The following is a 22,189-nucleotide window of genomic DNA, read 5'->3' on the forward strand; positions in this document are numbered from 1 at the left end:
ATGTTCACCTCCAGAGCGACGCTTACCTCTTCTGATGGTATAAGAAAAACCCCCATGAAAAAGAACAACCGGCTTTAGGCTCGGCCGCACTTTTCCAAAGAGGTTTCTCCATTGTCTCATCCCACTTTGAATTGGCTGCATAATTAGTTTTTTTTCATTATTGTAGCTCTACTACCACAACACAGATGTTCCTGCCGACACTGCTAAAGCGCCTGCTCTTAACGCGTCGTCAATCTCCTCTTGATTGCCAACCAAGCCTCCGGCAATGATCGGCAGCGGAGTCATATTCGTCATCTCTCGGATTATACGAGGCATAATGCCTGGCATAACCTCGATTGCGTCCGGTTGACTTTGTTCTACGGCTTTAATGCCTCTAGCCACTGCGCTACGGTCTATCAGGAAAATACGCTGTATGGCCATTAATTTCAAATCCTTGGCTACTCGAATCAAGTTGCTTTTGGTAGAAATGATACCCGTCGGTTTAATATTTAGCGCCATATAGGTAACCCCGCTTTTATCGGGGGATATGCCATCGATAAATTCCATATGAGGAAATACGTGCTTACCCGACGCTTTCACTCTGTCCACCAGATCTTTGATGTTAAAGATGGAGCCAGTCAGCAGAAAAATAATATTCGCTTGACTTTTCAGAGCAAGTTCTAAGTCTTCTTCTCTCTGTACGGCCGCAATAGTTTGATGTTCGACCAAATCGACGATCGGATACATTCGTCTCCCCCTTTCTAAAGGTGAAACCATTATATCATGATTCGTCTAGAGGCGGACGATTTCTTTGATGCTTGGTATCACATGCTTAGGCTTATATTGCGAAGCTGCAGCCATTTCAGCTGTTGCTACGCCGGTTAGAACCAGGACCGACGCCATGCCGGCATCGTTGCCCATTTTGATATCTGTTTCCAGACGATCTCCTATCATGAAGCAGTCCTCATACTGTAAGCCAAGGTGCTCAACAGCTGCTTCTGCCGCAATCAGAGACGGTTTGCCTACTACCAAGTCAATTGACTTGCCCGTAGCCGCTTCCAATGCCGCAATGAAGGTCCCGGTATCGGGGATTTGACCGCTATCCAGCGGACAGGTAGCATCCGGATTGGAAGCAATAATCTTGGAACCGCTTACTGCTGCTTGATATACAATATTCAATTTATCGTACGTAAATTGGCGGTCCCAGGACAAGATAACATACTTCGGATTCACACTGTCCTCAGTAATGGGAATCCCATGCTCTCGAAGCTCGTCGTGAATTGGCTTTTCGCCTATCACATACACCTTATCATCGGGCTGAAGCATTTTTTTCAAATAGCGTGCTACGATCAAGGATGAATTCAGAACATCTTCAACCTTAGTCGGTATTCCCATTTTCGTCAGCTTATCCGAATAGGACTGTCTCGTCGCTATCGGTTTATTAGATAAGAAGACAACCTTGTCTCCCCTTTCCCTTAATGCTCGAATCGTTTCGGCAGCACCCTCAATCATCTTGTCACCCAAATAAACGGTACCATCCAGGTCAAATATGTAACCTCTCATATCATCTTCCTCGCTTATATAAAAGATAAAAGGCTTTGTCCGGTATCCGCGCGGAAAGTACGATTCGAATCGTTCGTACAATAACAAAAAACCCCTATCAACAGTAAACACACCCCTCCTCTTAGAAGGGCATGATTACGGATAAGGGTTTCTCCATCTACTCGAACCTACCGTATATCAATGCATTGAATTGAATTATAGAACCGCTTTATTCATTTGTCAATGATTATTTATTCGAATAAGTTCAAAGACATTCCTCAAACAGGGCTTCCGTTCGATCCAGTATTCGTTCTTCTTTGGTGTAATCATGGTTGGAAAGCATAATAACGACTTGTTGTTGATCTGGATACTGTCTGAATTTACACCAATACCCTGGGAGCCAGCCACCGTGACCACGACTTCCGTTATAGATCGACCATCCGTAGCTGTAATACCTCGTTGCATCCACATAAGCATGAGGCGTGAACATCTGTCGGAGCCGTTCTTCAGAAACCAGCTGACCCGAATACAGGGCTTGATCCCATTTCAACAAATCTTCCGCCGTAGAGTACATATGACCGGATGCGGTGAAGTTATCCAGCTCAAAGAAACGGGCTTTTACTTTAGTGCCATGCTCGTTTAAGGAATATCCATCCGCCAACCCTAGTACAACACTTCGCGAGCATCCGAAGCCAGTCGAGTCCATTCCAAGGGGGGCTAATATATGTCGACCAACGAACTCCGAGTAGGTTGAACCGGTAACAGATTCGATGATGATTCCTAGCAAATTGTAGCCTGTATTGCAGTAAGACCACTTCGTACCAGGTTCAAATTCCTTGGGAGCGTGCTGAATCAGCTTCAATATGTCTAGACCTTCGTATAGAGTCCTCTCCTGCCCTCCTACGAACTGAGGCAGCTTTTCAAAATCTCTTATGCCCGAAGTATGGGTCAGCAATTGATGAATCGTAATGCGGGGTTCGAGCCCCAGTACGTCGCATTCAGGAATGTATTCAAGTAGTCGCCCCTGAATATCGATAAGACCTTTGTCTGCAAGCATCAGTACGGCCATTGCTGTAATCGGCTTCGTAATCGAAGCTATTTGAAATCTCGTATCCAGCTGATTCAGAACATTGTGCTCATAGTTGGCATATCCATACGCTTTTGCAAAACGAATGCTTCCCTCTTGTGCAACCAGTATCGTTCCGCTGAATTGCTGCTGTTCGGCATAAGCATCAAATTGCTCTGCTAGCCTACGCTCCAACAAATGAACCTTCAACCGTGTTCACTCCCATTCCTAATAGGCTGTCCCTTCTAAAGTCGGGTTAGAATAGCCGATCATACGTCCATCTCGAAGATAAAGCCGAGGGACCCTCTTCCCGACCGTGCATACGAGCTCGTAATTAATCGATTGAAGCAGATCAGCCACTTCATCTATCGATATGTAAGCCTCTTCCGTCCCTCCGTATAATATCACTTCGTCTCCAACGTGAACATCCCCGATATCCGTTATGTCGAGCATGGTTTGGTCCATGCAAATTCTTCCTGCAACAGGAACCTTCTGTCCGTTTACGACAGCGGAGCCTTGATTCGATAATCCCCTGGAAAAACCGTCGGCATACCCCACCGGGATGGCTGCAATGACACTCTCTCGCTCGGATCTGAACGTACCACCGTATCCTATCGGCTGATGCGCTGTCAGTTTTTTTATCGAAACGATAGACGTTTTGAGTTGAAATGCCTGCTTGAGCCCAACGGCAGCGCCATTCATGCCAGGTGATGGCAGTAAGCCGTACAGACTGATACCAATACGAACCATGTCCATATGCATAGTAGGAAATCGCTGGGCAGCTGCACTGTTGCAGCAATGATGAATAGGAATATGCATTCCTTCCCGTTCCAAATGCTGCAGCATTGCAGTAAATGCTTCAAACTGCTTCTGAGTATAAGCCGTATCGTCATGATCGGCTTGAGCAAAATGAGTAAATATACCTTCCACAATGACAAAAGGACTTTGGCTCGCTTTATGCAGCATTGCCGCAGCTTCTCTCCTATCCGTCAAACCAAGCCTTGACATGCCTGTATCGACTTTCACATGGATAACCGCTGCTTGCTCCAAACGATTCGAGCAATCCATAATACGGTCCAACACCTCGTCCGAAAAAACGGTCAGCGCTATGCGGTGACGAATCGCCGCTTCGACGGCATGGGGAGGCGTGTAGCCCAGCACAAGAATAGGGCTATCGATGCCTGCATTGCGAAGCTGCAGCGCTTCATCCAAAATAGCGACCCCCAAGTAATCGGCACCGGCCTCAACTGCAACCTTAGCCGTTTGCACGGCTCCATGGCCGTATCCGTCCGCTTTGACGACAGCCATCAGACGACAAGAAGAGCCGATGCTTTGTTTAAACCACGCGGTGTTGAAGGCTATTGCATCCAGCGATACTTCTACTCGTGTATCCCGGTAACTGTACATAAACCCTTGCTCCCCCTTATCGTCCGGCTAGCCCTGTTTGGACTATATCACATTTGCTGCGGGAACAAATTCATATTGAAGATCTCTGGCTACCGTTCGATGCGTAACGCATCCTCCCATAATGTTAACTCCGCTTCCAAGCGCCGCGTTATCAAGAATAGCCTGTTTAACTCCATTATTCGCTATTTGCAGCACATACGGCAGCGTTACGTTTGTCAAAGCAAACGTAGAGGTTTTTGGCACAGCGCCCGGCATATTGGCTACCGCATAGTGCTGCACTCCATGCTTGGTGTATATAGGAGCGTCATGTGTCGTTGTACGATCTGCTGTTTCAACAATGCCGCCTTGGTCGATAGCGATATCGACGATAACCGATCCGTGCCCCATCGTTTTTACCATCTGTTCCGTGATAAGCTTGGGCGCTTTTGCGCCAGGAATCAGAACGGCTCCAATGACCAAATCCGATTGCTCTACTGCCTCAGCAATGTTGGCTGGATTGGACATCAAGGTCTGAATGCGCGGACCGAAAATATCGTCCAAATAACGAAGACGATCCGAATTCAAGTCGATGACCGTCACTTCCGCTCCTAGCCCAACGGCAATTTGTGCCGCATGGATTCCCGCTACTCCCCCACCGACGATCGTCACTTTGCCCTTTTTAACTCCTGGCACACCGCTTAACAACAGCCCTTTGCCTCCATGAGGCTTCTCCAAAAATTGTGCACCGATTTGTGCCGACATACGGCCCGCGATTTCACTCATCGGAACTAACAAAGGAAGTGTTCTGCCAACCTGAACCGTCTCATAAGCAATCGCAGTGACTCCTTTGCTTACAAGCTCTTGAGCAAGTCCCGGCTCAGCTGCGAGATGCAAGTAAGTAAATAAGACGAGATCTGGACGGAAGTACTGGTATTCCGAGTGGAGCGGCTCCTTTACCTTGAGAATCATATCCGAAGCCGACCATACATCCGCAGCTCGTTCGATCAATTTCGCACCGGATGCTTCATAATGCTCGTTCAAGATACCGCTTCCAATTCCAGCATCCTTCTCTATCCAAACTTCGTGGCCATTGCGTACTAGCTCCAATACTCCAGCAGGTGTAATGGCGACGCGATTCTCGTTATTTTTAATTTCCTTTGGTATGCCAATTCTCATATTAAATCCTCCCCAAATGTGTTTCTATTGAGGATTATAGAATGGTTAGGAAGCTTTGACTTTGTATAAAAATGAGAATTATTGCATGATCTTTTGTATTCATCCAACAAAAAGACTACTTTGAGAGTTTCATTAGCCTCAAATCCAGATACAAGGAAACCTTATGGTCCATGTTTTTCAGATCGATTCCGCCTATTTCTGTAATACGCTTCAAACGATAGTTCAACGTATTGATATGAATATGCAGCGCATCAGCTGTATCCTTCAAACTGCTATCGTGATTAAGAAATACATCCAACGTTTCAAGCAGACAGCTGTTGTGTTCCGTGTCATACCCTCTGAGCTTGCGGAGACCGCTATTCTCATAAAGTGGTGTGCCATCGGATTGGGTCATCATCGGAAAATAACGGTAAAAGCCAAGCTCCCGATGTTGATGAGCGTCCTGCAATGCAGCAGGGAAGTGCTTTTTCAACTCCAATACCGATAGTGCTTCCTTCCAAGCCCTTTCTACAACGGTATAATCGTCAAACTCATTGCCGCTCGCACCATCGACAGGAGCAATTCCGAATCGTTCCTTCATCTGCTCCATGAAATCACGAATAAATCCTGAGCTTGAATGGTGAGGCTCAGCTGCCGTGCGGGAAAATCTCCAGGAGGTCAATAAAATAAGCTGAAATCCGTCTACAACATGCAGCACAATTTTAACGGACTGTGTAGTCGTAATCATGTATTGTATACGCTGAAACAAAGAATCTGTAATTTCCTGCTCAAATTGAAACACAATCACTTGAAAAGACGAAGGAAGTGAAATATTGAACAGCTTTGCTTGTTCTTTAATGGCGCCAGGGGACTTCAAATGTCCGGTCAGCAGCTGCCAGAACAAATTTTGCTGCCCCTCCTCCTCTTTACGCTTTTGAATCTGAAGCTGGAGCATCAAATGCTTGGAGGCTTGAGCCGCCCTCTTCAATAAAGCGAACTCCTGCGAGCCGAGCCGTTCGTTCTCCTCCATGGCCCATATATAGCCAAGTATTTCGTTATGTTTACGAATGGCAATGGCGATTCGATCACCGAGCCCCACATCATGCACCGCTTCAATCCTTACAGGGTCCTCGCACTCCATTAATTTTTGTATGACCCCGTTTCTCCATAGTGCACTAATAACTTGTTCAGGAACACGTCTACCGACTATTGTCGCAATTCGAGCCTGATCCGTTTGCGGGCTGTGGGAGCTGTATGCAATAAGCTGATGATTTGCATTCTCAATGGTAATCGGACAATGAAGAGTTTCACAAATCAGGTCCGCCAAACTGGTAAAACTATCGAAATGTCGGTCAAAAGGGTCTTTCTCCATTGGCATACGGCTTCTTGCTCCCCGAACATCGTATTAGAAAAATTCTTTCCTCATTGTAAAGCACCTTCCCTTTTCTAATCAATAGAAAGAAATAGGTTGAGAAGTTTAGCGTAGGACTATATAGTTAATTTCCATAGAGGAAAGTGTAAATACAAGATAAATATCCCACTGCCTGACAGGAAGGAATGGTCCCTTTTGAACAGAACTTTAGTAATTAGCGACATTCACGGCTGCTACGCATCGTTTAACGAATTATTGAACACCGTCAGATACATGCCTGAACAAGACAAGCTCATTCTTCTCGGGGATTTCGTAGACCGTGGCCCTAAAAGCAAGGAAGTAATCGAGCAAGTGATCGGAATAGTAGAAGCCGGACAAGCCATCGCTCTGCGCGGAAACCATGATCAACGCTTTCTAGAAGTTATGGACAATTCAGCCAATGAGCACGCTACCCAGCGTTTTTTCGAGTATGGAGGGCATCAAACACTAAGCAGTTACTGCAGTGGAACCCCGTTATGGAATGATTCCGAGGAAGGACGTAACCTGGAAGCAGCAAGAGCTTATATCCAACAAACGTATGGGCATCACCTTGCGTTTTTGAACCAGCTTCCTTACTACTACGAGGATGATCACCATATTTATGTTCATGCCGGCATTAATCCTGAGTATGTCAATTGGAAGGAGCAGCCTTTGCTTGATTTCCTATGGATACGAGATCCTTTCTACAGTAAACCGACTATCGTGGAAAAAACCGTCTTGTTCGGGCATACTAGAGCCATTAAGATGCACGATACGGCTCATATCTGGTTTGGCGGAGACAAAATAGGCATTGACGGTGGATGTGCGTACGGAATGCAGTTGAATTGCCTCGAAATCACTAACGGACAGGAATACCGGGCTTACCATGTCAATGCGGTTGAATCCAAATCCTGATAAATAATGGAGGACTATATAATTTTCGGATGCGCTGAATAACTAAACAAGCTGACACCGCAGGAATGCTGGCGTCAGCTTATTTAGTAACCTTTTTACATTATCCGTAGAGACTTGCTCTATTAGATATGGAACTTTTTTACCAATTAATTCATCCCTTTTACACTGGCAAAAAAAGTACCCATAATAAGGACAACGATCAGAAAATAAAGGACAATACCGATAGCCGCCCAAAGAAGACTGGCCTTAGCATAGTTCGCCTTTGAAGGACTTGTGCCGCCTCCAAAAGCCCATACAAATAACATAATGATGTTAACAATTGGGATGATCAATAGTAACATCGTCAGCATCCAGTCCTTAACAGAAATAACTGGTGCTGCTTGTTGTTGGTATCCTGGTGTAGGATAACCGAGATTCTGGTTTACATTTGGTTCCACGTGCGTTCCCCTTAAATAACTATTTTGAGCAATAAAATCTCCTTAACCCCAATAGAGTGCAGTCGCTTCCTATTCAAGTATTTATTACACAAATGCTCAATAGTTATATATTATGGTATATTGTGTAAAGTTTCATGAGACTTTTGTCACATTTTGGCTTTATTTGATAGATAAATAACTTACAAGCTGGCTTTATGGCTCCAGATAAGATACAAATCGACTCACCGTATCTCCTCTTATTTGTTAAGATGAATGTTCAAAAATTTAAGCAGCGAGTTGTAAAAGTCCATCTGGTTTTCAAATCTGCGGAATCCGTGCCCTTCATCCTGTTTGATCATATAGTTGGAGTCGATACCACGCTGGCGAAGGGCCATGACCATTTGATCGGACTCCTTCTTGTTCACTCTAGGGTCATTGACACCCTGAGCGAATAAAATCGGAGCTTGAATTTTATCCACATGAAGAACCGGTGAGTTTGCTTCCATCATGACTTTGTCTTTATTAGGATCCCCTACCTGCTGGTACATGATCTGACGATCCGGTTCCCAATACGCCGGCATGGAATTGAGGAAGGTGAACAAGCTGGACGGCCCCATATAATCCACTCCTGCAGCATACAATTGCGGTGTATACGTCACACCTGCTAGTGCTGCATAGCCTCCATAGGATGCGCCGTATATTGCAATCCGTTTAGGATCGGCAACTCCCAAATTTATCAAGTATTGAACTCCATCGGTAATATCATTTTGCATCGCCTGGCCCCATTGCTTATTGCCGGCATTAAGGAACTGCTTACCGTAGCCTGTTGACCCGCGGAAATTCATTTGCAGAACAGCATAGCCACGGTTCGCTAGCAGTTGGACCTCTGGATCGAATCCCCAAGAATCACGTGACCAAGGTCCGCCATGGGGTAGAACTACAACAGGTAAATTTTGAACTCCTACATTCTTAGGCATAGTTAAATAGCCATGAATCGTTAACCCGTCACGAGATCCGTATGAAATAGGCTTCATTTCCGCCATATCCTCTTCTTTAATCCAAGGCATGACGTCTGCATATTTCTCCAACTGCTTCGTTTTTCGGTCGTAAAAATAGTAAGTCCCCGGCGATTTATCACTGTATGCTCTCAGCGTAACTTTCGTTTCGGGCAACGGATTACCGACAATAGCAAATTGCTGATTAGGCGGTAATTGGCTTTCAATTTCTTTTCTTAACTGCTCGTATTCTTTGTCCAAGTATTCATAGTGTACTTTATCCGTTTCGTACTTGACCGCTAGAATAGCCCGCTTCTTATACGATACGATAATATCTTTTACATCGGCATCTGGATTTTCGTAGATGGTGTCCCCAATGGTTTTGGTGTTGAGATTGTATTTGACAAGAGCAAGCTTATCACGGTCGATGTTGGATAAGGCGTACAACTGGGTGTTATCAAAGGAAAACATGATCGGATAAAATTCATCACCGAACTTCACAGTTAATATAGATTCAAACTTCTGTGACGTTGAGTCGCGGTATAATATCTTCTTGTCGATTCCATCTGTAGCAACAGCAAGTCTGACATCTCCATACAAATCCGTCATCCAGCGCGTAACATTGCCAGGATTCCCTTCCACAATCTGAAATTCGCCTGTGTTGACATTAAGCGCAAACAAGTCGAACAGTTCCCGGTTTCGCTTGTTCATAGAAATTAAAATATCGTAAGGATGAGCAGGATCATAGGACATGTTTTCCAAGTACTCCGCCCGCACGTTATCAAACGGTGTTAAGTCTTTATCCGAAGTTCCGTCGAACTTAATGGAATGGAGGTGGTAATCCTCATCACCGCCTTTATTCGTCATATATAAAATCGTATCGTTATTAAACCACGTGAAGTCTACGATACTTCGGTCTTTTATACTGGTGATCTTAACTGCATCCTTCTTATCCTGACTTTTCTTGTAAACAAATATTTGCTGCTGGTTATCGCTCTGTTTCAGCAAAGCCGTATATTTACCATCAGGCGAAACCTCATAGCTTCCCAGATCGGAGCCACGCAAAAAATCTTCTAACGGGACTTGGCCCGTCTCGGTTTCCCCTATCATAATAGCCCGGTACAGAAACAGCGACAGCTGTGCGCGAGTGACTTTATCCTTAGGCATGAACTCGACCTGATTCGTAAGGAAGTACTGCTTTAAACGTATGACATCGTTATAATGACTATCACTCATGATGCCCTCGTCCTTAAACCACACGTTCATGCCATTATCTTTCAGTTGAAAGGCTCGTACCAGCAAGCTGGCCATTTGTTCCCTCGTCAATGGCGCATTTGGTGAAAAAAGTCCTTGGTCACCTTGAATGATTTTTTTCTCTGCTAACACATTGATAGCGACAGCAAACTCGCTTTTCTCAGGAACATCCGAAAATCCTTTCAAGGAAGCAGGATAACCCAGCTTCAAAGCTTTACTTAACCATTGTGCCGTGACTCCCCGTGTCACTTCATCATCAGGCTGGAACAACCCATCCGCGTTTCCTTGAACAATCCCTCTCTGAGACAGCATCGCAATCTCTTTACTAGCATAGTGGTCCTTTGGTACATCCCGATAGCCTTGAACCGGGGCCTCCTTATCGGAAGCGCTTGCAATCGTCACGATGTTAGATAACAACGCAACAACGAGCAGTACGGAGAACAATTTTCGCAGTGGGCTCTTCATTAACAATCTCCTCTATTGGCACAAATTAGTCACATCGCCATTAATATATCATTCAAGCTATCGAATGGTAAATAGAGGATTTAATAGAGGAAGCCGTGACCTGACGTAAGGCATAAATAATTCAAAATCATGAAAAGTTGCATTTACAACGATTATATAAATCGTTATAATAGTGGCGCGTGCAACTATTTTTTTTGAGAATAGGAGTTAACCGCTCATGGATTATAAAAGCACCATCCCCCGTTGGGTCTCACTATTATATCGATATGGTCATATGTACATAGGGGATCGGTTAAAGCATCTGGATATTGGCCGGGGGCAGCATATTTTTCTAAACACGCTGTACCGAGAAGACGGCCTTAGCCAAGAGGAGCTCTCAAGCCACCTCAAAATCGACAAAGGAACGACCGCCAAGGCTCTGAAGAAACTGGAAGAGCAAGGCTATGTCGTAAGAAAAGTAAGAGACAATGATAAACGTTCTTATCAGGTTTTTTTGACAGAAAAGGCATTGCTTATTCAGGACGAAGTCAAGTCAGTCCTAACCGACTGGCGTAATCTTATATCCCAAGGATTAACGGAGGAGGAGAAGCAATTGGCGCTGGTCCTATTGGAAAAGATGGGCACTAATGCAGCCCGTATTCATGAGCTGGATGAAGAAGCATTAAAGAACAACAAAGAGTAAGCCAAAGCTTACGGCTGGCTAGGAAGGTGAACGAATATGAACATTAAAGCGATGGGCCAACGTATGGTCAATAACCACTTTCATGCCCTTACGCATCAAAATTATCGGTATTTCTGGTTTGGTCAGTGCATTTCATTAATCGGAACCTGGATGCAAAATATCGGCCAATCGTGGCTCGTGTTAACGTTAACAGGCTCACCATTATTACTAGGCTTGGTCGGAAGTATCCAATTCCTGCCGATTACTTGTTTTTCCTTATTTGCAGGTGCCATTATTGATAAATTTCCAAAGAAACAAATTTTGCTTGTCACTCAGACGATTTCTATGATATTGGCTTTCATCTTAGCGATTCTGGTATTTACCCACACCGTTCAGTACAGCTATGTGCTCATCGTTGCTTTTATATTGGGCTTGACCAACACGTTTGATATGCCGACAAGACAATCGTTCAACATAGAGATTGTTGGCAAGGAAGACTTGATGAATGCCATCGCTCTAAACTCGACTACATTCAATTTAGCACGTATTTTAGGCCCATCCATCGGGGCTGCTATGATGGCTTTGCTTGGACCTGGATGGTGTTTTTTATTGAACGGGATTAGTTTTATAGCCGTTATTTACGGGCTGCTACAGATTAAAACAACACCATATGTTCGACAAAAGAAAAAGAATGTCGGCATATTCAAAGAAATTAAAGACGGCATGGTCTACATATCGCAAGATAAACGTCTCGCACAAACGTTACTGCTTGTAACGGTTATAGGAACCTTCGCTTATAACTTCGCCATACTCATTCCGGTCTTTACGAAGGGCGTTCTACATATGGAAGAAAGAACGTACGGAATGCTGATGTCCTGTCTGGGTGTCGGATCGCTAATCGGAGCATTAACCGTGTCACTGAGAAGCAAGAGCGGGCCTAAAATGAAGGTTATCGCTATAGCCTCTATTCTCATTGGAGTTTTCTTGTGCATTACGGGATGGACGACATCTCCTTATTTGACCGGATTATTTCTAGCATGTACGGGCGTGTTTAACATTTTGTTCGCAACCAACTGCAATTCTTCTTTGCAAATTTATTCCAAGGACGAATACAGAGCGAGGGTTATGAGCGTATACTCCCTGGTATTTGCAGGCTCTACTCCGGTAGGCAATCTATTTGCTGGTTACATGGCGGACCGATTTGGCGCCGATGGAGCATTTATGGCATGTGGTCTTCTTTGCATAATTCCATGTTCGATTATTTTAATTATATTTCGCAAGAAAAAAACAGAGCAAGCAGAGCTTCCCGCCGTATAACGTATAAAAAGAGCTGTCCTTACGTCTTGATTACAAGACTGAAAGAACAGCTCTTTTTCCTTGTTATGAACAGCAGCTTCCGTCAGCCAAGTGACATACAGCAGGTGCCGCTTCAGCAAGCCTGGTTGCTTCTGTATATTGAATCTCGATTTGAGAAGCTACGGTACGGAGCAGCTTGCAGTTGTTTTTCACATGTGTCAACAGCTCTAACTTTTGCTCGTCGTTTATTTGACCTTTTATCGTTACCTGAAATTCAATTCTAGCGATATCTCCCTGCTCGTTCATGAAATCCTCTGCAGATACATGAATATCATCCACTGACCATCCCTTATCTTCCACATAACGGGTCATCGTAGTAACCGAGCAAGCAGAAAGTCCGATGAGCCACAGCTCTGTTGGGCGAAACCCTGTATTTTCACCGCCACGATCCGGACCTTGATCTATCGTAACCGTGCGAGTTTGAGCGGTAGCCAGCTGAAGAAATCGGCGTAATCGTTGTAATTGGATTTTCAAGATGTTCATCCCCTTTTTACGATCCTATTATGCTCTAGGTGCCCAGCTTGCAAACCGCTTCTTAAGAGGATGCAGCAGCACCAGCTCGAAGAACATAGCTAATATGCCAATGGTAATGATACCTACCATGACAAGCGGAGAGTTACCAATCTGTCCGCTCGAAGAAATCAACCAGCCCAGTCCTGCATTACCGCCTATCATTTCAGCAGCAACTAGCGAACGCCATGCAATCCCGAAGCCTACGACCATACCCGTGAAGGCTGATGGCATGACCTCAGGCAAGTAAACATGCCACGCCAGCTGGAACCGATTGGCTCCCAAGGTTTGCGCTGCTCGGATATGGGAAACCTTGATCTGCTCCATCCCTTGGATAACGTTGACAACAATCGGGAAAAAAGCGGCGATAACAATGACAGCAATCATCGGAGCATTCCCCAGATCCAACAGCAGTATAAGGAGCGGTGCCCAAGCCATAGGCGGTGTTGCTTGAAACAGCATGACCATCGGCGTTAAAAATTGACGAAACTGCTTGCTGATGCCTGCCAAGAGTCCGACAACAAAAGCGCATACCGAAGCAATAGCAAAGCCGACAAACAGTCGGTACAAGCTGATCCCTATATGATGATAGAAATCCGGTGTTATCAGCTGCTTCTTCAATTCTGCGAAGGTTTTAAGCGGACCTGGAAAAACAAGAGCCGGGTAATGACTTGCTGCCAATACCCATACAAGAATAATAAAAGGAACGGCGAAGATACCGTAATGTATTTTTTTCATGTTGATCGATTGACCCCCTACCTGTCCTTCGAAGGTTCAGGCTATTTAATCCAAGACCGGTCCATTATCGTTTTCACATCTAACGGCTGATCAATGGATTTCAACTTGAGGCTGTTATCCGCGACTTCCTGATAAAATTTCATATCGTTATCCGTGAACTTGGTTTCAAACTTGTTACGCTTCAAAGCTTGCGCCATGACATCGCCAGGACTGTAAGTTTTACCGTTTGCACTAATCTCCGGAACGTTGAACGCTTTGGCTAGCAATTCGGCGTTATCCTTGCTGTTTTTGTTCAACTCATCCACCGATGCGATGTGACCTTGAAGAAATTTTTGGGCTGCGTCTTTATGATCTTTCAGAAACGAGTCGGAAGCCAATATAACAAACGCAGGATCCGGAACTTCCTTGACCACTTTCAGTCCGCGAAGCTCTGCAAACGTAAGGAAAGGTTCACCGGCAACCGCTGCATCGATCGTACCGCTGTTGATCGCCTGTTCCATATTGCCCATTTCAAGCTGTACGAGCGAAGTAGTCTGTTCAGTCAGCTGACCTTCAGGAAGAATCATAGCTCGGATCAAGTAATCGACGCCGCTTCCTTTTACCAAAGTACCCAGCTTCTTGCCTTTCAGATCGGCAGGTTGTTTAATGCCAGAGGAATCCTTCGTCAGCAACCCGAATTTGCCGTCATCGACTTTGGCAATGACTTTGAATTGCGCTCCACGAGAGCCCCAGTTGACTGCAGCAGGCATCCCAGCATAAGCCACATCCAGCTTACCGGAAGATAACGCCTTGTACAAATCCGGACCATTGGCAAAGGAGAAGAATTCCGCTTTCAAGCCCTGTTTGTCAATCAGTCCTTTTTCCTTAGCAACAATCGCTGGTGCAGCAGCAATCAAATTGACGTAGCCTACTTTAATTCCTTCCACTTTGCCCTGCGCCGCATCTTTACCCGCTTCCGCAGCAGGCTTCTGTCCAGCTCCTGATCCGCAAGCTGACACTAGCACCGCGGTCATCAGCACAGTGCTAACCAGCCCTAATAATTTTCTCTTTTTCATTATATTCCTGCCCCTTCATGCTCGTATTGAACGACAAAATCGTTGCGTAAATCCAGCATCAGCTGTTTTTTGTACTCATTAAATAAGGACGATACGCGAATTTCCGGAATTCTCGGACGACCCAAAGCAACCTTCATCACTCTGTGCAGCTGGCCCTTGTCTTGAAGCACAGCGATCCGGTCCGACAAGTAGACCGCCTCATCAATACTGTGTGTAACCAAAATGACCGTCATTCTCGTTTCCTTCTGAATCCGCAGAAGCTCTTCTTGAAGCTGCTCTCTCGTCTGCTCGTCCAAGGCGCTGAACGGTTCATCCATAAGCAATATGTTAGGCTGAGTGACCAACGTCCGCGCAATCGCCACACGCTGCTTCATCCCGCCGGATAGATCATTGACGCTCTTTTGCTCGTTACCCGCCAAACCAACCATCTGAATGGCTTCCTTGCTTCGCTTCTCTCTCTCCTGCTTGTCCATTCCGGACATTTTCAACCCGAAAGCTACGTTATCCAGCACATTGAGCCATGGAAATAAAGCCAAGTCCTGGAACACAAAGCCACGGTCTGGACCGGGTTGAACTACCTGTTTGCCCATGACGCTGATCGTTCCGCTGCTCGGTTGCAAATAGCCTGCAATAGCGTTAAGCAGCGTACTTTTACCGCACCCGCTTTTGCCGATGATACTTATGAATTCTCCTTTATGAATGGAGAGAGAAATACCGTTAAGAATGCTTTTCTTACCCTGATAATGGATCGAGACATCTTCGATTTCGAGGATTAAAGACTCTGACTGCATTTCCGTCATGTTTCCCGCCCTTTAATTCATAGTATAATAGTATGTTTTATCAAATTAAAGTACCATTGGCTGAACGATACGTCAAGTGAAAACTTATTGAAACCCTTGCTCCAAGAAGCGTAAAACCGCTTAGTTATGCTCTCTCCTGCCACCTTGAATGACACTGGAAAGAAACATAACTAAGCGGCCGATCGCTCGCACTCATCCTACTACATGACGCTTTTTCTTATGACAAAATGGTCTCGCATCATCGTCCATATCGCCGGGTCTTCCATTCCTAATCTCCACAAGGCGATTCCGCGAATCCCAAGCTGATTGGCAAGATCCATCTTCGCTTTGATACTGGCTGCATTCTCAAACCATACCTCATGCTCGTTGCCCGACTCATCCGTGTAGGCGAACATCGGTGTCTGAGTCTTCTCGTCGAAGATGATATCTTTATTGTATTTCTTCGCCAGGTCCATAGCCATCTGGTAGGTGGCATACGTATTCCGTTTGGTCGTCAGATTGAAGTCAAAACCGAATACCGACACAGCAGCTGTGATTTTATTAGCCGGCATTTTCGTCAACGCGTAGCCTATAACCGTCTTCATCCAGCCAATGGAAACGACAGGACCCGGACCGCTGCCTGGCCAACCATGCTCATTGTAGAGCATCAGCACCAACTCATCGACAACCTCGCCAAGAACGGAATAATTAAACGGAGCGGAAAAAGGATTCGTAGGCTCATCAGACTCTCTAGACGGCACATCAACGGAGAAGTAGTAACCTCTTTCTTTCATTGCAGCGCCCAGCTCCCTATAAAACGCAGAAAGCTTATTCCGATCCTCATAGCGCACATCTTCGAAATCAATATTAACGCCGTCAAAGTCGTAGCTCTGAATAAGTTTGACAATGCTTGCAATAAAAGCGGTGCGATTCTCCTGCGTATCGAGCATGCCGTGAATAACTTCTTTGTTGGCATTTTGATTTCCACGCTCATACAACAAATTGTGTACAGTAGGCAGCATTTTAATATTATGCCGATGCCCAAAGCTGACAACGTCCCTCATATACTCATCAGTGAACGTTGCAGGAAACTTTTCAATCTCGGTAGGGTTTTGCCTGTTGATTCGGAAATGAAACATACCGACATTCGACAAATTGGCCGTTTGGGCCGCGAAAACATCATAAGAGCTGGGGAGTGTTGGTCCCTCCTCCTCCGTATAAAATCCGAACACCTCCTGTATCGGACGCTGCCCGTCATGAGGTACTAAGGTAACATTGGCTCGGTTCACCCAACCAAGGTGCCCATTATATATGCGCACCTGTATCCAATCTCCGACTATGCCGGTGACAGGGATTCTTGCGCTTCTAGCCATTTGAGCCAAAACTGGAGCCTGTGCACTAGCATATCTGCGAATATTGGCCGTATCCGTTCTGACTATCACTTCTGTATAGATCGGAATACGTAATCTTTGACCGATGTTCAAGTTCATGGAGGCTTGCGGATTTAACTGCATTAGGGCCTCTACCGTCGTATTAAACATTTTAGCAATACTGTATAGCGAATCGTGAGCTCTCACAACATACGTAACCGGACCGGAGACTGGAACGGAAAGATGTTGTCCTACATTAAGAGCAGGTGATGATAGCCGGTTCGCCTTCATCAAAGCATCAACCGTAACTCCGAAACGCTGGGCAATCGAATACAAGGAATCTCCTTGCTGAACCACATAAGTAATCACTGGGTATGCTCCTTTATGCAACTTGTTATCCATATGTTATTCAAAACGCCCATGAGATGGCATCGATTCCAGCCATTTTTTTATAAAAAATTCTTAGGATTATGCACATCTGTCCTAGGATCATGCATCCTCAAACGAGTTTGAGGCTAGTACAATAAAATGGAATCATTTTATTCGTTGGATGGAGGATGGATGACAAGGTGAATAACAACGAGAGAATGCAGTGGTTTCGTGACGCCAAGCTGGGGCTATTCGTACACTGGGGCCCTTATTCACTATTGGGACGCTGCGAGTGGGCGTTCCGCCTGGATGGGTATAAGGTGAAGGAGTATGCTCATTTGGCAGAGCAATTTACAGGAGAAGGCTTTGATGCCGACAAAATATGTGCTACCGCAGTAGAAGCAGGTATGAAATATATCGTTCTCACCGCAAGGCATCATGACGGGTATTGCCTCTATGATAGTCAAGCTAGCGACTTCACTTCGGTTAAAGGAACACCAAAGCGGGATTTTATTCGCGAGTATACCGAAGCGGCGCGTCGTGCCGGCTTAAAAGTTGGATTGTACTACTCCCTAGTCGATTGGCGGTATAAAGGGGCATGGGATCATGATACGTATCCGGATTCTGTTGCGGCAATGGTCGAACAAGCCCATGCTCAAGTTAGGGAGCTTATGACCCATTATGGCATGATCGACTTACTATGGTATGACGGAGCCACCGTCACTACGTGGCAGTGGAAGGAAACCGAGGATATAGCTGAGTTTTGGCGCAGCCATGAATTAAACGCGATGGTACGCGAGCTTCAGCCGCATATCATTATTAACAATCGCTCTGGTACACAGGAAGATTATGTCACTCCTGAGCGCAAGATTGAAGCAGCCAAAGAAGGACTGGCATGGGAAAGCTGCTTAAGCATTTGTCCGCTGAGTTGGAGCTACGTTCCGTATAGTCCAAACCGTAAGAGTGCGGCAGCTATCGTAAGAGATCTCATCGAAATCGCTTCCGGAGGCGGTAATCTGCTTTTGAATACAGGACCTAACCCTGACGGTTCGTTGAACCAGGTTGAAGTGGAGAGTATCCTGGAAGCCGGGCAGTGGGTCAAGCGCAACGCGGAGATGGTCTATCACGCAAGAAGAAGCACCTTGAACGAATTTGGGCCGCACGGTCCTAACGGATGCCTGGGGCGCTGGATCGGTTCGGATGATCCTACCGTGCATTACCTTGCAGCACTAGGTTGGTCAGGCAAAGAATTCTGGAGCGTTCGAATCGAGGGTAAGGTTGAATCCGTGACCGTTCTGGGAACGGGTGAGGACATTTCGTTCCGACAAGAGTCTTTTGGACGCCTTATTCTTCAGGACTTGCCGGATATGCCGACAGAGCCGCTCTTCACCGTCTTTAAAGTGAAATTCGCAGCTCCCCCGAAGGCTCAAGAAGATTATTCCAGAGCAGAGTGGATTGAGAGCGATTTATAATGGCAGAGCAACGAATATAAATAAGGGTAATTGCTTTACTGACCAATGTGGGTTGGTAAGGCAATTGCCCTTATTTTATTATGCGTAAACAGAAGGATTAGGTTGTAATGCTGCTCTTGCCTCTTCGAACATGGTCATCCATTCCTTTACGTCCTCCAGCGTCATCGTGTCCATATCCAAGAAATGATGCAGCTCTGGGAACTGTTCCGCAAACGCTGGTTGATCGTAAAGATCCTCAGGATGGCTATCATGAGTATGCATCCGGTGAACGCAATATTTATAGACATATACAATACTCTGATTATGTCCCCATTCCAGATTGCCGTCTACAGCGTTCTTTAGAAATGAGGAGGTGTTGCTGCCCCAAGAAGCTTCAGATAATTTGAAAATATCTCGCTGAGCGCTCCATAATCCATCCTTCATGCGTTTGACCGGTTGATCCAAGCAAAAGGCGCGGATAAAAGCATCATACAGCTTCGTATGTCCAATAACACACGAATTCTTACGCAAGAAATAGACTGTCCGATTCTGGCTTCTAGGAAAAATGTGATGGCGCCAATAGTAGGCAAGCACTAAGAAATTCAGACCGATTCGCAAATGGGCTGCAGCGGTTTTGTAGTTTCCTTTTGCCATAAGTTCCTTAGCCTTGAGCAGTTTGGAGTCAGCTTGCTGTAAAGCCTCATCTTCTTTGAACTGCGTTATATTCTCATGAAACAAATAGGAGTCGTACAGCTCCTTAAATGGCTTCAATAGTTGTTCGGGATCGTGAATAACTTTGCATTTGTAAATCTGGATTGGGAATCCGAGCATGGACCGGTCCGGTTCACGGAACTGTTCCGTAAACTCTTTCATTCGGCTTTTCGTAATTTGAATGATTTCTACGCCCATCTGATCCATATAATTAAAATGCTGAAATTGCTCAAGCCGCTTCTCTACAACAATGCATAATTCCAAATCGGAATGCTTCCACATCTGCCCTCTTCCGATACTTCCTCCTAGCGCAACACCGACAATATCCGGGTTACTGCAAAACGGCTCCGCTATCCGATAGGCGGTCTCAACCATCTGACGCTTCCAATGCATCGCTTTACACACCTTCCTGCTAGATTGGGCAAAGAAAACCATACTACACAGGTTCCTTTACGTAGGAGACCTTGAGTCGGTATATACCTCAACGTCTTCCCGCACCAAGGTGCAAAGCGGTATATATTGCCATTATATCGGATTATGTCTTGAGATTTATATCAAATATGTGCTCAAAAATAGGAGTATCTTAGCCTGAACTTGCAGAAAAAAAACGCCTTGCGGCGTTATTACCCTAATGTCCGAATAGGAGCACCGTTCAGAAAAGCATGAATATCTTCCACAGCATCACGGTAAAAAATTTCGTAATTCCCTTGGGATACGTATCCTAAATGTGGAGTGGTCAGGACATTCGGAAGCTTTCTAAAGATGTTATCCTTAGGCAGCGGCTCGGTCTCATAGACATCTATTCCGGCACCAGCAATCCAGTTGTTCTGAAGTGCTTCAATAAGAGCCAGTTGATCGATGATAGGCGCGCGTGACGTGTTAATTAAATATGAGGTCGGACGCATTCGCCGCAGCTCGTCTGCTCCAATTAACCCTTGGGTCCGTTCGCTTAATACGAGATGGATAGATACAAAATCACTTGTTTCCAACAACTCTTCCTTAGAGCTAGCTAGTTGTACTCCTAGTTCTTCAGTCCGCTCTTTTGTTAAATTTTGGCTCCAAGCAGTCACTTCCATTCCGAAGGCTTGACCGATGCGTGCCACTCGACTGCCAATCTTGCCAAGTCCCAGCAATCCGAGTTTTTTGCCGCCAAGATCCATCCCTAGTGTGCTTTGCCAAGGACCATTAGCTCGAAGGGCATTATATTCAGAAGTTATATTCCTTGCTAGACCTAATATTAAGGCCCAAGTCAGTTCCGTAGTCGGCTCCGACTTTCCAGCCGTTCCACATACAACAACTCCATGGGAGGCGGCAGCCGCCAAATCTATGGATGCGTTGCGCATCCCTGTCGTAACAAGCAGCTTTAACTCGGGCAGCCGATCCAACAAGGATTTTCGGAAAGGCGTACGTTCCCTCATAATGACAACCATTTCGCAATCTTGAATCGCCTCGACTACTTCATCCTCATCGTCAATATGCTCCGTGAAGACTTTTACATCGACCTTATCTTTTAGAGAAGGCCAATCGGCTAATTGCAAAGCAGCTTGTTGATAATCATCCAATATGGCGCAGCGCAGTTTCATTATTGACTTCCTCCCTATGTACTCGTTTTATAATACAATAACTTTACTACGGAATAGTATACAATAAAAGGAGGAGGGATTGATTCGCCTATGAAATATATAGTTTGGTTTCTAAGTCTAGTTATTTCCTTTGCTGGCTTCTATGTCATAGAACATCTATTCACCATTCCGCCTGATAAAGTGTCCGGAAACGGAAATCTTGGTTTATTGATGATTTTGATAGGGAGTCCTTTTTTTATAACCAGTCTAGTCCTTACCTTTAACATGATAAGAACTCTTTTTAAAAACAGCACTACAAAAATAATTGTATGCCTCGGCTCTATCGCAATTCTGTGTGGTATCATCCTGACAAGCTTCTTGTTCCAAAATATCCATGAACTGGTCACCGCACTTGGAGGAACACCTACAAACCCCAATTCTAAAATTTATCGTTTTGGTTGGTTTAATCAGTATACGAATCGGATGTATTTCAACAATTATTCGTTTTTATTAACTCATATATTGAGCATCATGGCGGGATTGCTGGCTTGTATCAGAAAACCTTCGGATCTTTGAGCGATCCCCATTGTATGTAAGGCTCCTGATCTTCGTTCATCGTAAAAGTCCCCATAATCACGTGATCCACTTCCGGATGAAGAAAATAATGCTCCAGCATTTCTTTAATTAAAGTTGACGTCCGCAGCTGTTTTAGTTCATTTTGAGGAATCCAGAACAACTCCCCTTCATCGGAAACGATAAAGTCAGGATGCTTCGTCTCGCCAAAATAGACAAACTGCTGCCTTACTTCACCTTCTCGCATTTCTATTAAGATGTATTTAAGCCGAAAATTAAGAACTTCTTCTTCTGCAAATCCGGTTTCTTCCTTAATCTCCCGATAGCTGGCTTTCATAGGTGAGTTGAGCTCTTGCTCTTCCAGATGGCCTCCGATACCGCCCCAAAATTCAAAGGAGAAGAGCTTGCTCCCCGATTTCTTCATCATTAATAAACGATTTTCATGCATTAAGAAAGCTGTTGCCATTTGCCTTACTTCCATATAAGTAGGA

General features: G+C 45.2%; 21 protein-coding genes. 5 read left to right on the top strand and 16 right to left on the bottom strand.

The genetic code is table 11. The features are described from left to right. Positions 1 to 171: 171 nt before the first annotated feature. The 6 genes from QMA13_RS21580 to QMA13_RS21605 all read right to left on the bottom strand — a co-directional run bounded on the left by QMA13_RS21580 (position 172) and on the right by QMA13_RS21605 (position 6,506). The gene (locus tag QMA13_RS21580; protein WP_282935793.1) at positions 172 to 726 is read right to left on the bottom strand and encodes a glycerol-3-phosphate responsive antiterminator; all 555 of its coding nucleotides are present in this window, start codon (positions 724 to 726) and stop codon (positions 172 to 174) included. A gap of 45 nt (positions 727 to 771) precedes the next feature. Next, positions 772 to 1,542, bottom strand: a complete 771-nt coding sequence (locus QMA13_RS21585) for an HAD-IIA family hydrolase (protein ID WP_282935794.1) — start codon at positions 1,540 to 1,542, stop codon at positions 772 to 774. 244 nt (positions 1,543 to 1,786) lie between these two features. After that, the gene (locus tag QMA13_RS21590; RefSeq protein ID WP_282935795.1) at positions 1,787 to 2,797 is read right to left on the bottom strand and encodes a serine hydrolase domain-containing protein; all 1,011 of its coding nucleotides are present in this window, start codon (positions 2,795 to 2,797) and stop codon (positions 1,787 to 1,789) included. An 18-nt stretch (positions 2,798 to 2,815) separates the two neighbouring features. Beyond that, the gene (gene alr / locus QMA13_RS21595) at positions 2,816 to 3,994 is read right to left on the bottom strand and encodes an alanine racemase (protein ID WP_282935797.1); all 1,179 of its coding nucleotides are present in this window, start codon (positions 3,992 to 3,994) and stop codon (positions 2,816 to 2,818) included. Between the two features lie 42 nt (positions 3,995 to 4,036). Beyond that, complete coding sequence (gene ald / locus QMA13_RS21600; protein ID WP_282935798.1) at positions 4,037 to 5,149, bottom strand: alanine dehydrogenase; 1,113 nt, start codon at positions 5,147 to 5,149, stop codon at positions 4,037 to 4,039. A 115-nt stretch (positions 5,150 to 5,264) separates the two neighbouring features. Then, positions 5,265 to 6,506 carry a PucR family transcriptional regulator gene (locus QMA13_RS21605; RefSeq protein WP_282935799.1) on the bottom strand — a complete coding sequence of 414 codons (1,242 nt, stop codon included), beginning with the start codon at positions 6,504 to 6,506 and terminating at the stop codon, positions 5,265 to 5,267. 189 nt (positions 6,507 to 6,695) lie between these two features. Here QMA13_RS21605 and QMA13_RS21610 point away from each other — a divergent pair, with 189 nt between their 5' ends. After that, positions 6,696 to 7,433: a metallophosphoesterase family protein gene (locus QMA13_RS21610; protein WP_282935800.1), complete on the top strand. Its 738-nt coding sequence runs from the start codon at positions 6,696 to 6,698 to the stop codon at positions 7,431 to 7,433. 146 nt (positions 7,434 to 7,579) lie between these two features. On the opposite strand, the gene QMA13_RS21615 is transcribed toward QMA13_RS21610, so the two are convergent. After that, positions 7,580 to 7,870 carry a hypothetical protein gene (locus tag QMA13_RS21615; RefSeq protein WP_282935802.1) on the bottom strand — a complete coding sequence of 97 codons (291 nt, stop codon included), beginning with the start codon at positions 7,868 to 7,870 and terminating at the stop codon, positions 7,580 to 7,582. A gap of 236 nt (positions 7,871 to 8,106) precedes the next feature. Further along, on the bottom strand, positions 8,107 to 10,563 hold the full coding sequence (locus QMA13_RS21620; RefSeq protein ID WP_282935803.1) for a S9 family peptidase: 2,457 nt from the start codon (positions 10,561 to 10,563) through the stop codon (positions 8,107 to 8,109). Between the two features lie 217 nt (positions 10,564 to 10,780). Between QMA13_RS21620 and QMA13_RS21625 the strand changes: the two genes are divergently transcribed. Beyond that, positions 10,781 to 11,245, top strand: coding sequence for a MarR family winged helix-turn-helix transcriptional regulator (locus tag QMA13_RS21625; RefSeq protein WP_282935804.1), 465 nt, complete (start codon positions 10,781 to 10,783; stop codon positions 11,243 to 11,245). A 36-nt stretch (positions 11,246 to 11,281) separates the two neighbouring features. Further along, the gene (locus QMA13_RS21630) at positions 11,282 to 12,541 is read left to right on the top strand and encodes an MFS transporter (RefSeq protein WP_282935805.1); all 1,260 of its coding nucleotides are present in this window, start codon (positions 11,282 to 11,284) and stop codon (positions 12,539 to 12,541) included. A 63-nt stretch (positions 12,542 to 12,604) separates the two neighbouring features. Here the strand turns inward: QMA13_RS21630 and QMA13_RS21635 are convergent, their stop codons facing one another. The 5 genes from QMA13_RS21635 to QMA13_RS21655 form a co-directional block, all read right to left on the bottom strand. Continuing rightward, on the bottom strand, positions 12,605 to 13,054 hold the full coding sequence (locus QMA13_RS21635) for an OsmC family protein (protein ID WP_282935806.1): 450 nt from the start codon (positions 13,052 to 13,054) through the stop codon (positions 12,605 to 12,607). 27 nt (positions 13,055 to 13,081) lie between these two features. Continuing rightward, complete coding sequence (locus tag QMA13_RS21640; RefSeq protein WP_282935807.1) at positions 13,082 to 13,828, bottom strand: ABC transporter permease; 747 nt, start codon at positions 13,826 to 13,828, stop codon at positions 13,082 to 13,084. A 41-nt stretch (positions 13,829 to 13,869) separates the two neighbouring features. Further along, a complete protein-coding gene (locus tag QMA13_RS21645; RefSeq protein WP_282935808.1) occupies positions 13,870 to 14,883 on the bottom strand; it encodes an ABC transporter substrate-binding protein in 1,014 nt (337 codons plus the stop codon). After that, entirely contained in the window at positions 14,883 to 15,683 is an 801-nt protein-coding gene (locus tag QMA13_RS21650; protein ID WP_282935809.1) for an ABC transporter ATP-binding protein, read from the bottom strand. The genes QMA13_RS21645 and QMA13_RS21650 overlap by 1 nt, the downstream gene beginning before the upstream one ends. A 200-nt stretch (positions 15,684 to 15,883) precedes the next feature. Continuing rightward, a complete protein-coding gene (locus tag QMA13_RS21655; RefSeq protein ID WP_282935810.1) occupies positions 15,884 to 17,434 on the bottom strand; it encodes a LysM peptidoglycan-binding domain-containing protein in 1,551 nt (516 codons plus the stop codon). A 155-nt stretch (positions 17,435 to 17,589) separates the two neighbouring features. On the opposite strand from QMA13_RS21655, the gene QMA13_RS21660 reads away from it, so the two are divergent. Next, the gene (locus QMA13_RS21660) at positions 17,590 to 18,873 is read left to right on the top strand and encodes an alpha-L-fucosidase (RefSeq protein ID WP_282935811.1); all 1,284 of its coding nucleotides are present in this window, start codon (positions 17,590 to 17,592) and stop codon (positions 18,871 to 18,873) included. A gap of 78 nt (positions 18,874 to 18,951) precedes the next feature. Here the strand turns inward: QMA13_RS21660 and QMA13_RS21665 are convergent, their stop codons facing one another. Beyond that, a complete protein-coding gene (locus tag QMA13_RS21665) occupies positions 18,952 to 19,956 on the bottom strand; it encodes a nucleotidyltransferase domain-containing protein (protein WP_282935812.1) in 1,005 nt (334 codons plus the stop codon). A gap of 230 nt (positions 19,957 to 20,186) precedes the next feature. Further along, positions 20,187 to 21,146 (bottom strand): D-2-hydroxyacid dehydrogenase family protein, encoded by a 960-nt coding sequence (locus tag QMA13_RS21670; RefSeq protein ID WP_282935813.1) that lies wholly within the window; start codon positions 21,144 to 21,146, stop codon positions 20,187 to 20,189. Between the two features lie 90 nt (positions 21,147 to 21,236). Between QMA13_RS21670 and QMA13_RS21675 the strand changes: the two genes are divergently transcribed. Beyond that, on the top strand, positions 21,237 to 21,701 hold the full coding sequence (locus tag QMA13_RS21675) for a hypothetical protein (RefSeq protein WP_282935814.1): 465 nt from the start codon (positions 21,237 to 21,239) through the stop codon (positions 21,699 to 21,701). Here the strand turns inward: QMA13_RS21675 and QMA13_RS21680 are convergent. After that, positions 21,679 to 22,164, bottom strand: a complete 486-nt coding sequence (locus QMA13_RS21680; protein ID WP_282935815.1) for an NUDIX domain-containing protein — start codon at positions 22,162 to 22,164, stop codon at positions 21,679 to 21,681. The genes QMA13_RS21675 and QMA13_RS21680 overlap by 23 nt on opposite strands. Positions 22,165 to 22,189: the final 25 nt, after the last annotated feature.

This window comes from Paenibacillus sp. RC67, from assembly GCF_030020805.1.
Classification (GTDB): Bacteria; Bacillota; Bacilli; order Paenibacillales; family NBRC-103111; genus Paenibacillus_S.